12 protein-coding genes are annotated in these 12,650 nt (G+C 41.3%); 3 read left to right on the top strand and 9 right to left on the bottom strand.

Translation table 11 applies throughout. From position 1 onward, the window contains the following. Positions 1-141 precede the first annotated feature (141 nt). Together ilvN and JMW94_RS07845 are read right to left on the bottom strand one after the other, a co-directional pair. The gene (ilvN, locus tag JMW94_RS07850) at positions 142-639 is read right to left on the bottom strand and encodes an acetolactate synthase small subunit (RefSeq protein ID WP_045454430.1); all 498 of its coding nucleotides are present in this window, start codon (positions 637-639) and stop codon (positions 142-144) included. Further along, entirely contained in the window at positions 639-2,351 is a 1,713-nt protein-coding gene (locus tag JMW94_RS07845) for an acetolactate synthase 3 large subunit (protein WP_201603830.1), read from the bottom strand. The genes ilvN and JMW94_RS07845 overlap by 1 nt, the downstream gene beginning before the upstream one ends. A gap of 981 nt (positions 2,352-3,332) precedes the next feature. On the opposite strand from JMW94_RS07845, the gene JMW94_RS07840 reads away from it, so the two are divergent. Further along, positions 3,333-3,830: a DUF4124 domain-containing protein gene (locus tag JMW94_RS07840; protein ID WP_201603785.1), complete on the top strand. Its 498-nt coding sequence runs from the start codon at positions 3,333-3,335 to the stop codon at positions 3,828-3,830. A gap of 8 nt (positions 3,831-3,838) precedes the next feature. On the opposite strand, the gene JMW94_RS07835 is transcribed toward JMW94_RS07840, so the two are convergent. Then, complete coding sequence (locus JMW94_RS07835; protein ID WP_201603783.1) at positions 3,839-5,578, bottom strand: NAD(P)H-hydrate dehydratase; 1,740 nt, start codon at positions 5,576-5,578, stop codon at positions 3,839-3,841. A 191-nt stretch (positions 5,579-5,769) separates the two neighbouring features. Between JMW94_RS07835 and queG the strand changes: the two genes are divergently transcribed. After that, positions 5,770-7,002, top strand: coding sequence for a tRNA epoxyqueuosine(34) reductase QueG (gene queG / locus JMW94_RS07830; protein ID WP_201603781.1), 1,233 nt, complete (start codon positions 5,770-5,772; stop codon positions 7,000-7,002). 96 nt (positions 7,003-7,098) lie between these two features. Here queG and lysM read toward each other — a convergent pair whose 3' ends face one another. The 6 genes from lysM to JMW94_RS07800 all read right to left on the bottom strand — a co-directional run bounded on the left by lysM (position 7,099) and on the right by JMW94_RS07800 (position 11,674). Further along, positions 7,099-7,608, bottom strand: a complete 510-nt coding sequence (lysM, locus tag JMW94_RS07825; protein ID WP_201603779.1) for a peptidoglycan-binding protein LysM — start codon at positions 7,606-7,608, stop codon at positions 7,099-7,101. A 302-nt stretch (positions 7,609-7,910) separates the two neighbouring features. After that, positions 7,911-8,147: an acyl carrier protein gene (acpP, locus tag JMW94_RS07820; protein ID WP_057758815.1), complete on the bottom strand. Its 237-nt coding sequence runs from the start codon at positions 8,145-8,147 to the stop codon at positions 7,911-7,913. Between the two features lie 282 nt (positions 8,148-8,429). Further along, a complete protein-coding gene (gene fabG, locus JMW94_RS07815) occupies positions 8,430-9,158 on the bottom strand; it encodes a 3-oxoacyl-ACP reductase FabG (protein ID WP_045454442.1) in 729 nt (242 codons plus the stop codon). Next, on the bottom strand, positions 9,155-10,123 hold the full coding sequence (gene fabD / locus JMW94_RS07810) for an ACP S-malonyltransferase (protein WP_201603777.1): 969 nt from the start codon (positions 10,121-10,123) through the stop codon (positions 9,155-9,157). The genes fabG and fabD overlap by 4 nt, the downstream gene beginning before the upstream one ends. Positions 10,124-10,560: 437 nt before the next feature. After that, a complete protein-coding gene (gene rpmF, locus JMW94_RS07805) occupies positions 10,561-10,743 on the bottom strand; it encodes a 50S ribosomal protein L32 (protein WP_011512869.1) in 183 nt (60 codons plus the stop codon). Between the two features lie 337 nt (positions 10,744-11,080). Then, a complete protein-coding gene (locus JMW94_RS07800; protein WP_045446650.1) occupies positions 11,081-11,674 on the bottom strand; it encodes a YceD family protein in 594 nt (197 codons plus the stop codon). A 185-nt stretch (positions 11,675-11,859) separates the two neighbouring features. Between JMW94_RS07800 and JMW94_RS07795 the strand changes: the two genes are divergently transcribed. Beyond that, positions 11,860-12,591 carry an elongation factor P hydroxylase gene (locus tag JMW94_RS07795; protein ID WP_201603775.1) on the top strand — a complete coding sequence of 244 codons (732 nt, stop codon included), beginning with the start codon at positions 11,860-11,862 and terminating at the stop codon, positions 12,589-12,591. Positions 12,592-12,650: the final 59 nt, after the last annotated feature.

Genomic DNA, 12,650 nt, shown 5'->3' with positions numbered 1-12,650 from the left:
AGTCCTTTTCCTAAATCATGGCTTGCCATGGATAAATAAACACTTAAATTATAATCACCTTATCGAAGTGATGGGTGAGATAAGCGCTATGTTAATGTTTGAATAAATAATTTGACCTACAATAGGTACAGTAAGTACCCATTATAAACTGAGCGTTTTTTCGCCGCGTGCAATACCAATCACACCCGAACGCACCACTTCCATAATACGTTCACGACCAATCACATCAATAAAGCCGTCAAGTTTGGCTTTGTCACCGACGATTTGAATGGTATATAGATTGGCGTTCACATCAACGATTTGTGCACGGAAAATATCAGCACTGCGTTTAATCTCTTCACGTACGCCACCCGTCGCCCGTACTTTTATGAGCATCAACTCGCGTTCGACGTGTACGGTATCTGATAGATTAAGCACTTTAACCACTTCAATCAATTTATGCAATTGCTTGGTGATTTGTTCTATTTTTTCAGGTGACGTAATAGTGGTCAATGTTAAGCGAGAAATGCTCGAGTCGTCTGTTGGCGCAACGTTCAAAGTTTCAATGTTGTAGCCACGTTGAGAGAACAAACCGACCACTCGCGACAACGAACCCGCTTCGTTTTCCATCAATACCGAAATCAGATGTTGTTGTTGCATTAGGTACGCTCCCCTTTTGTTAACCACATATCACGCATTGCTTGCCCAGCGATTTGCATCGGATATACATGCTCGTTACGATCGACATAAACGTCAATAAATACCAATCTATCTGTTATTGCCATGGCTTCCGCCAACTGTGCTTCCATGGTCGCAGGATCAGTAATCTTGATACCGACGTGACCATAGCTTTCAGCGAGTTTGACAAAGTCTGGTAGTGAATTCATATAAGAATGGGCATGACGACCTTCGTACAGCATATCTTGCCACTGCTTCACCATACCTAATTGGGCGTTATTTAGATTTAAGATTTTAACTGGCAAATTATATTGTAAGCAGGTTGAGAGCTCTTGAATATTCATCTGAATAGAGCCTTCACCCGTAATACAAACCACGTCACGCTCAGGGTTAGCAAGTTTGGCTGCCATCGCATACGGCAAGCCAACACCCATCGTTCCTAAACCACCTGAGTTTAGCCATTGGCGCGGCTCATTATAGGTATAATAAAGCGCTGCAAACATCTGATGCTGACCGACGTCACTGGTGATAATAGCGTTACTATTCGTCACTTTATCTAAGGCTTGTACGACCGCTTGAGGCTTAATACCATTATCAGTGCTAGTGTCATAACGCAGACCATGACGCTTACGCCACTCATTAATTTGTGACCACCAATCCAACAATGCATGTTGTTCAAGTTCTTTATCCTTGCCGATAATCTCTAGTATATCGGTAAGGACAGATTTGACATCGCCCACGATTGGGATATGCGCATTAATGGTTTTTGAAATGGACGTAGGATCAATATCAATATGAATAATCGTCGCATTCGGACAGAATTTTTTGACATTATTGGTTACGCGGTCATCAAAACGTGCACCTATTGCCAAGATTACGTCGGCGTGATGCATGGTCATATTGGCTTCATAAGTGCCATGCATGCCGAGCATACCTAAGAACTGACGATCCGATCCAGGGAACGCACCCAAGCCCATTAAGGTATTGGTTACTGGTAAATTTAAACGGTGCGCAAGATTAGTAAGCTCTTTATACGCATTGCCTAAAACAACACCACCACCAGAGTAAATAATCGGACGCTTTGCAGCAAGCAGCGTTTCAACCGCTTTTTTAATCTGACCACTATGACCTTTTAATGACGGCTGATACGAACGTATAAACACTTCTTCTGGATAAGCGTAAGCAAACTTTTCACTTGGCGCGGTCATATCTTTTGGTACATCAATCACTACAGGACCTGGGCGTCCAGACTGAGCAATATAAAAGGCTTTTTTGACAATCATTGGGATTTCGCTAGCGTGGCGCACTTGAAAGCTATGCTTCACGATAGGACGTGATACACCGACCATATCTGTTTCTTGGAAGGCATCTTCCCCGATTAGGCTGCTAGGTACCTGACCTGCGATAACCACCATCGGCACAGAATCCATAAACGCTGTTGCGATAGCCGTTACGGTATTAGTAGCACCCGGACCTGACGTCGCTAATACTACACCTGTCTGCCCTGTGACTCGCGAATAAGCATCTGCCATGTGACCGGCTGCTTGCTCATGACGTACTAAAATATGCTCGATATTTTCTTGTTGAAACAAAGCATCATAGATATGAAGAACCGCACCACCTGGATAGCCAAAAATATATTTGACGCCCTCATCAGTCAGTGATTGCACCAACATCTCAGCACCAGATAGCATTATAGGTTGCTCACTACCCTCAGCAATGCGTTGTTGCTTTTCTTCAAAATTCTTGGCGGCATTCCCCGTTTGGGTATGTCCCGTCATATTCGGACTTTGCGTGGTTTGCGTCACTGTCATCACCTTTTTTTTTCAAGAATTGGCGTTCATTTATAAGAGAAAACCACGCTATTTACAAAAGATGGTTCGTCTTATAGAAATGGCTGCAAATCCTTATCCATATCAAGAATGTGTGCCCACTATCTCTAAGTAACGCTGTTTTATAAGACAGCAGGCTACTCAAACACAGCAATATATGTAGGGTCAGTTTTATGGCAGGAGTCTATCGATGTACAGTGACAAGATGCGCGTGCATCTATAAAAGAAGCTTATTATTGATAAATAGCAGACAGCATTTACAACAGATTGATTTATACAGAGGCATCGATATTCACAATTTAAATCACTCTCACAGCCAATACTAATTTGTAAAATGGTTAGATTTTACGACAGGCTTATTAAAAAGATTTAATTGCTGAATATTTTTCCATGTTTAATACAACCGCTAGAGTCACGCTTAGCGCATTTCAAATAATAAGTTTATCTTAGTCATTGTAGACAGATAAGTCCGGAGACAATACATAAAGTCATCGATAACAATCTTTATGATTACTATCTTTTCAATATCATTGTCACAAAGAAACGAAAACTGCGTAAGCCACTGATAAGTAACCTATCGTCCTCATTTTCAAGTGCCACGGCAATATCATAAAAGCCGCTCACTGACCAATCAACTGCTATTATATTCGATGGTTTGTGAGCTATTGTCAAGAAAAACTTCTAAAGCCCATCCCTAACTATTAGTTATTAAATAATATACATTCATAAGGATTATTTGTTAGAATCGAAAGCTGGTACATTTTTAGTACCATTCCAACACTTAAATGTTATATTGACACATATATACACATCTGTTTTTTACCCCTTGAGAGGATTGCTACTATGGCATATGCGTCTAAAATAAATACTGCTACCAAACTGCTTATGAGTACTGCGTATGTGCTAATGCTGTCGATGAATGCCAGTCATGCTATTCAAGTTTACAAATCTGTCGGTGCACATGGTGAAGTCAAATACAGCCAACATGCACCGCAAAATGGTAAAAACATTGAGCTGATTGAATTTCGTAGTGACGGCAGACAAAGCAATGCAGGACAATTGGCTGGCAAAACAGATGCCCATCAAAGTACTAATACTCAAAGCGTAGAAGAACAAAGAGTTGCAGCGCTTGAAGCGCGGATTAAAGAACAAGAAGCACAAGCCAATGCACAGCGTTGCCAGTCACTCCGCAATAATCTGACCAACTTAAATGTCGGCGGACGTATTTATGAGATGGATGCAAATGGCAAGCGTCAATATTTAGACGGTCGTGAAATTGAGCTCAAACGTGAACGCGTACAGCAGGCAATTGATCAGTATTGTGGCAACTCAACTACCTAGGCTTAATGCTAATTATAGACGTTAATCAATAGCTGCATTACATGACGAATGGCTGCTGGCATATCCTGAGCTTGTAGTCCTCGTTGTCCAACCAATAACGTATTATTACTTTGATTGACCAGCGTATCCCCTGCTAATCCATGTATAACAACCGCCTGATGCAAGCTTTGCATTCCTGATGATAAATCTTGTTGCGCTAGCAGACCAGCAATGACACCAGATAACACATCACCCATGCCAGCCGTCGCCATCCCAGCATTACCGGCAGCACAAACATAAACGTGGTGCTCATCTAAGCCCTGCTCTAATATCAAAGAACCTGCGCCTTTTAGCACCCATTCACCACCATAAGTTGTAGCGCACTGTTTTATCGCTTGTAGTCTATTGCTTTCCACCTCACTGATTCTCTTATTCAGTAATCTAGCAGTTTCGCCACTGTGCGGTGTCAAACAAACTTGATGATTAACGCTATATTCTCGCAGCTGACAGACCAATTCATGATGCTCTAATTGCAATGATGCCAAATGATAAAGTCCATCAGCATCAATCGCTATTGCCTTTTTAGCTGTCATCGCAGTTTGTAGATACTTTATAAACAACACTTTTGCTTTTTCATCACGACCAAGCCCCATACCAATAGCCATCACAGTGGCTGACTTAATTAACTCCTGCACTCCATCCACATCATGCAAATTGATCGTCATTGCATCTGGTAGCGAAGTTAATAGGGCGCTATGAAAAGCCTCATGGCAAGCAACTGTAATTTTACCCGCTCCTGCCGCCATCGAGCTCGAAGCAGACAATATCGCCGCGCCGCCCATACCTTGTGAGCCATCGATACGATTACCGCCAATAATAAGTACATGACCATAGCTACCTTTGTAGCTATTTTGACGGCGAGGACTTAGACCATATGCAGTAGTAATCAGTGTTGCTACTGGCATGAAACTTTTGTCATTTATTGGATAAGGTATCAGCGGTATATCAACTACCTTGCCGCTATGATCCATACCATCCTTGGTATGCAAACCGAATTTCCGTGCAATTAAGCATAGCGTTATATCAGCTTGTATAGCCACATGCTCAAACACTTCGCCAGTCGAAGCCACCAGACCACTTGGAATATCAACCGCAATGGCTAAGGTACTATTTCGTTCAGATAACTCATTAAAAGTGCTAATGGCTGTTTTATAAACACCTGTAGGCGCACGATCCAGTCCAATACCAAACAACGCATCAATATAAACATCGGCTTGCAGATTACCATCTATTCCTTCTTCTAGATCACAAGCACTATTTTCAAAGCGTCGATAAGGGCAATTGGCCAATAGTGCCTTTTTTAGGGCTTTTTGTGCATCGGAAAATGCTGTTGTGTCATTGGTATCAAAATCATCACTCTCAAAACCCACTGTTACCACTTGTACCTGCCAACCCATTTGCTGTAAATAATGAGTAATGAGCCAACCGTCGCCACCATTATTACCCTTTCCAACCCAAATGCTCACTCGATGCTGACGCATATGACGAAGAGGCACATAAGTAGTGGCTGATGAAGAGATATTTAATTGCTTTTGTTCATATAATTGTTCTATGTGTTGCGCCATTTGCCAGGCTGCTTGTTTCATCAACCCAAAACTATCATGCCCCTCTACAAACCATGCTTGCTCCATCGCATAGAGTTGTTCACTGCTATATAACGGGATAGGTTTTGTACTTTTTATAGGTAATAAATTGGTCTGATTTTTCATAACTAATCCTTGAGTATTTTTTGCTGATTTTTATTTTATTGAGATATGATTACTATCATTTAGCATCAGCTTAGCAAACGCTTACATCAACGTATGTATCAATATGAATGTGAAATTATTTGCTTTTATACTTGCGCTCTTAGCTCACTGGCTTATTATATCGGTACTCACTCTATCGCCTACTGTCACACATGAATAATCTTCCTAAAGTAAACTTGCCTATCTCTTCAACCCAGCAGAAATCAGCTAAGCAAATCTCTACTGAACCTAAGCCTGCGTCCGAAAAAAAGATTAATGTGAATAATAGCCCAACATTTACCACCACAGCAGATGTCAAACAATGGATTAAAGACCAAGCACAGGCTTTAGGGTTTGCCGACTGCGGTTTTTTATCGGTGCATCATCCTTTATTTGCTAAGCAGATTGTACAATTGCAACAATGGCTCGAAAAAGGTTATGAGGGGCAACTGCAGTTTATGCATAACAACCATGAACTGCGGGCAAATCCTGACCAACTGGTAGAAGGGGCAAAAACCATCATCAGTGTCCGTATGGACTATCTGACTCAAGCACCAACCCCACGTACGGTCACTGACAATGACTACCCCAATCAGGGTATCATCGCTCGTTATGCCAGAGGACGCGACTATCATAAAACGATGCGCAGTCGTTTGAAACAATTGGCACTAAAGATAGAAGCCATGCTTCCTGAGTGGCAACACCTCAATATAGGTTCAGAACAAGATTTTATTTTTAGGCCTTTTAGCGACTCTGCTCCTATTTTCGAGCGACCCATTGCCGATGCTGCTGGTCTTGGCTGGACAGGAAAGCATACCTTATTAATCAACAAGCAAGCGGGTTCATTTTTTGTATTGGGTGAGCTATTTATTAGCCTCGAATTACCTGATGACAAACCTGTCAAAGAGCATTGCGGCAGTTGTAGCGCTTGTATCGACATCTGTCCCACTCAAGCGATTGTCGCGCCCTATGAGCTCAATGCTGCAGCTTGCATCTCCTACCTCACTATCGAGCACGACGGTATTATTGATATAAAATACCGCCGCGCGATTGGTAATCGCATCTTCGGTTGTGACGACTGTCAACTTATCTGCCCTTGGAATCGCTACGCCAATCTGACACCTGTAGAGGACTTCGCACCACGGCATAACCTTGATAGCAGCAGTCTGCTTGAGCTGTGGCAATGGCAAGAAGCTGAATTTATGAAAAAAACTGAAGGTAGCCCGCTCAGACGCACAGGCTATGTGAACTTTTTGCGTAATATCGCGATTGGTCTTGGAAATGCTAATAGTAATGAAGAAACCATTACTCAGTTACAATCAAAGTTGGGCGTACATAACGAAATGCTCGATGTACATATCAATTGGGCCATAGCAGAACAGTACGAGAAGTTAAAAAATCTCTAAATCTTAAGTTTATATTTCTATATGCCAAAAAAATGCCTCTTAATAAAATAAGAGGCATTTTTTACTCACACATATTTTTGACAGTTCAAAAGCCTATTATGGCTTAGGAATACGCAGTACTTGACCAGGATAAATCTTATCAGGGCTAGATAGCATCGGCTTATTGGCTTCGAAGATTTTCATATAATCATCCGCTGAACCATAAACCTCTTTTGCGATCTTAGACAAGCTATCACCAGATTTCACTGTATACATCGTTGACTCAGGCGCATCTTCTTCGATATCAATATTATCGATTACCTTAGCCACGTTTTGTACATTACCAATGGCGATAATCGCTTTTTCGCGGTCTGCTTGCGTTTTAGCTTTACCGCTGATTTCTGCAGTATCTGTTGAGCCGTTATACTTGATTTTCAAATCACTAATATTCAGATTCTGCTGCTGAATACGACGAAGTAAAATATTGGCAACTGATTGCGCAGAAGGCTCGCTGCTCTGTACTGGCGTATTGGCGTCTGCTTTTGTTTCTGACCTGGCATCGTGTTTGGCGTCATCACGATTGAAAATTTTATCACCGATATCTTTTGCAAAACTGAACATACCCATTTACATACTCCTTTAAATATTGTTATTTATTATTCATCATTATTTTTTTAATGGCATATACTTTCATATATAACCACACTTTATATATAACTACACTTTGTTACTGCTTACCATTATGAGTATAGACAAAGATAGGTGAGGTAGATAGTAATAGTATGTTGAGTAATGTTGATTTGGCGTAGCTTATGTTAACGTATTGATTAATCACATAACTACCTGTTGCCATGGCAAATTAAGAACATAAAAAAACCGCCTATCTCTACAGATAGGCGGCTAAAATAACTCGCTAAGCCACTAGCTAATTATAGCTGCGCTTGTACATAATCAATCGCTTTTTGAACAGTCGTTAATTCTGCTGAATCTTCATCAGGAATGGTAATGCCAAAGTCACTTTCAAATGACATAACCAATTCGACTAGGTCTAACGAATCTGCACCTAAGTCTTCCATAAATGATGCATCATTGTTGATATCTTCAACATTCATACCCAATTGCTCAGCTACTGCAGCTTTAACTCTTAGCTCGATATCATTACTCATGTAGATTTCTCCTTTTTGATCTATTATTTTGGCAAGTCACCATAGGCCTATCATTAGGCTCTACAGCATTGTATATAAAATCATATCTTCAGATTAGCACAGCTATCTGAGTACTTTGTAACTTGTTTTATAGCTGGTTATACGTTTTGACTGATGTCTAGTAAAGCCCTGCTATAATACAGGGCTTTGACATAAAAGTATCCGTCATTATAACACCCTTTATTATAGTTTACACTCGTGCACAGAGTTTTTTATTATAACTGTGTAACACTTGTTTATCACCTACATATACATACCGCCATTGACAGGGATAACAGCGCCTGTGATATAACTGGCCTCATCGCTGGCTAAGAAATGTACGGCGGCGGCAATGTCTTCTGGCTGTCCAAGGCGGCTGATAGGTACAGCGTCTAGCATAGAGTTCAATAGGCGCTCATCAAGCTCGTCCGTCATATCCGTTTCGATCAAACCAGGGGCTACGCAATTGATCGTCACTTGTCGTGAGCCAATTTCACGCGCGAGCGTACGGCTGAACCCTTCGACGCCTGCTTTGGTCGCCGCATAGTTAGATTGACCTGCATTACCCATTTGAGCAACAACAGAGGTTATATTGATGATGCGACCACGGCGTGCTTTCATCATACCGCGCACAGCACGTTTACTCATACGGTATACCGACGTCAAATTGGTATCGATAACATTTTCCCAGTCGTCATCTTTCATACGCATCAGCAGACCATCTTGGGTGATACCTGCATTATTGACCAAGACTTGTACTGCGCCGTAGACGCTCTCAATCTCTTCAAACAGCTTATCAATTTGTGCGGTATCGCGCACGTCTAAAACACGTCCAATACCGCCACTATCGTGGAGATAACCATCAATCAGCTCAGCACCTTTTTCCGTAGTCGCTGTACCAATAACAAAATGTCCTTCTTTGGCGAAACGTTTGGCAACGGCTTTACCAATACCACGGCTAGCACCTGTCACTAGAGTAATCGTACGACTCATGATAACACCTCCATTAGTTTATCAAGACGAGCGGGCTTGTCAGTAGGATAGCTCGTAATTGGCTGTGCTTGGCGCTTCGCCAAGTTGCTCAATACATTACCACTGCCGCATTCGATTAAAATATTAATTTGCTTGTCAGCCAGCTCTTGCATGGTTTTTGACCATAATACTGGTTGGCTTAATTGCTCTGTTAATGCCTGCTTGATACCTACCGCACTGCTCTCAACACGCGCATGTCGATTTTGGATAACAGGAATCGTTGCTTGATCAAATTTTATTTCTGCCAGAATCTCAGCCAATGCACTACTGGCTGGCTCCATAAGCGCGCAATGTGACGGTACGCTGACCTTTAGCAGGATAGATTTTTTGCCAGTGTTTTGCACTTTATCAATAACGGCATTCACACCAGCAGCATTACCCGATATCACCACTTGTCCTGGGCTATTAAAATTGGCTGCACCTACAATGGCACCTTCGACATGTTCAGTCGCTTGCTCACACAAGTTTTCTACTCGATTGTCCTCAAGCCCTAACACTGCTGCCATGGCAGTATCGACACCTACAACGGCTTCTTGCATCAACTGACCGCGCTTATGTACCAATTTAACCGCATCAGCAAGCGATATGACTTCAGCCGCACAAAGCGCACTGTACTCACCTAGAGAATGACCCGCTAAATAACAAGGCGCTGTGGTTATTTTTTGTTTTAAGATACGCCAAATGGCGATGCTGGCCGTCAGTAATGCTGGCTGAGTATACTGTGTTTGATTCAGTTTTTCTTCATTTTGACAGATTGCCCATAAGTCTTCACCAAGCGCGGCACTAGCTTCAGTAAAGGTATCGAGAATCTCTGGATAGATTTCAGCAAGCTCACTAGTCATCCCGACTACTTGCGATCCTTGACCAGGAAAAATTACCGCAATACGTGTCGGCGGCTTTTTTACCATATCGGGTACAGAGGCCATAACCAATATTCCTTATTTAATTGGAAATATCCCTAAAAACAATTGGGGTTTATTATATTATTAGAGGCGATATAAAGCCGTTGCTTTAGTATTTGTCTAAAAAAACGGATTATCGATAAACTATACACTGACGCACACTATTATCATAGCGGATGCAACTGAAACACGTATAGTAAAAGATACCACTCACATTAAAATGGTAGAGTATATCGGTTCATTTTCATATTTTCTAAAGGCACATGGTAAAAGGTTATTCAAATACCTACCATAAAAGCCAATAGCAAAAAGCCAAGTTATCTAGCCACATAATATATGATAGCGAAATAACTTGGCTTTCTTCAGCTCAAAGCATATTACCTAATAACAGCGTTGCAAAAATAATGACAGTCACCAGTACTATCATTATTTTTGCAATTAGCTATTGAATAGCCAACAATTTAAGCGTCTTGACTAACTTTAAACAACTGGCGACCACGGTAGAAACCATCTTTAGTCATGTGATGACGACGATGTTTTTCACCAGTGGTAGCATCTACGCTTATCTCAGCGATTTCCATACGATGATGTGAACGGCGCATGTCACGACGAGAACGACTTTTACGACTTTTTTGAACGGCCATGATATAGCTCCTATACTTAAAAGGGGATAAGCTTGAAATTCAGCTTTAATCGACACTGACAGAGGCTATATAATCACAACAACCTAAGTCTTACGCATCATTAGTTAAATAGATTGCCACGTATTAAAGTGTTGATTACGTCTAAAATCTATAGTTAGTCTGCAAGATCAGCATCTATCTGCCAGTAGCAGATTGCTAGAATGCAATAAACGGGACATTATACGCATGTTTAGCGGATTAATAAAGCCCTGCTTCTCACTCTTTGGTAGAAAGCTGATGAAAGGTATCATAAATTTATTAAGTAGTACATTGATATATGACTTGTCTCTTAATAAGATTACAACTTGCCTTTTAGCGAGGCTAAAGCAGCAAAAGGATTTTCGCTTTCTTCCTCTTCTGGAATCTCACCAAATTGCTCTACCGTCATTTCACAGTCGTCATGTTTTGGTGACATTGGCGTCTTCAGCAATATCTCATCTTCTACCAATTTTTTGAATGGCAATAAAAGCTCTGGTGCAGGCTCAGTAATAATTTCATCAAGTAATAGATAATCTTGTTCATCATTGATTGAACGTGCTTGGCTCTCATCTTCTAGTAGCGCAATATTATAATCATCAGACAAATCGATAGCCACTGGCTGTAGGCAACGCTGACAGGTTAACCAAACTTCACCAGTCAGTGTGAATGCCAAATGTAAGACATTATTGCGTCGATACAGATTGGCATTAAGCGAGATGTTTGCTTGTTCATGTTCGGTGGCTAAGGTAGCAGCAAGACGTTTGAAAGCGCTTGGCTCTACCTCTCCTGTCCATTCATATCCAGTATCTGCCCATTTATCCAAAGAAATAGATTCAGGCATACTAGTAGATAAAGGCGCTTTTTTATTATCAGCATAACCTGCTGACGGTTTACTTTCTGGAGTGCTTGACATGCGCGACCTCATTCATCAAAACGGTGTATAATATTGCCTGCCATACTAACGGAAAGCATTAAGCGACGCTAGCGCTAGTATGTTAAATTTATTTGATATGAGCTCTATTTTCATCTCTTTATTTCTCCTATTTATATTCAAAGATAATTCTTCTTTTTATCTTTTATTTGACCAGTGTTTTACCTATGAATGTGTTTAATGATAAACCTGACTTCTCGAACCTACTTTCTCCACTTGAAGCAAAGATACTATTGCAACGTCTCACTACGTTAACCAATACTGTGAATGCCTCTTCCACTGACTCGTGGAAGCTTAAAAACAATCAGTACTTAGAGGATGTAAAAAGTGAATGGCAAAGGTTAGCTACTATTAAAGGCTTAGGTGGCACTCCATCATTGGTTAATAAATACGAGCAAGCGGCTACTGATTGGCTCATCCAATTATTCAATAATTTATTCGCTCATCAAAACGTTACATTGGTTCGTGGACAAGGAGAACCAGAGTACTTTCCAGCACAAAATAATGAACCCGCAAAAATTGAATTCGCTCATGGATTTTTTGCTAGCGCATTGCATGAATTAAGCCATTGGTGTGTGGCTGGAGAGGCTCGTAGACGTTTGCCTGACTTTGGCTACTGGTACGCACCAGATGGGCGTACCGCCGCTCAGCAGCAAGCATTTGAGCGCGTAGAGATTAAGCCACAAGCGTTAGAGTGTTTATTTACTCTCGCTTGCGAACGATCATTTGAGGTGTCACAAGATAATTTGTTTGCTGACTTTGATACGAGCAATAGTACATTCGCAAATGACGTCTACCGACAAGTGCAACAATACATTGCTAAGCCCAATATATTGCCATCTGATGCTAAGACTTTATTACACGCTTTACTCAGTGTCTCTATAGCTGATCTAGAGTAACAGCAGCATATCAGCGCAAAGGTGTGGCATTTTTGCGTTAACGATTGTCTACGCATAGT

This window comes from Psychrobacter immobilis (genome assembly GCF_904846185.1).
Lineage (GTDB): Bacteria > Pseudomonadota > Gammaproteobacteria > Pseudomonadales > Moraxellaceae > Psychrobacter > Psychrobacter immobilis_B.
The sequence above is the reverse complement of the archived record's forward strand: the minus strand, read 5'-3'. Positions and strand labels throughout refer to the sequence as shown.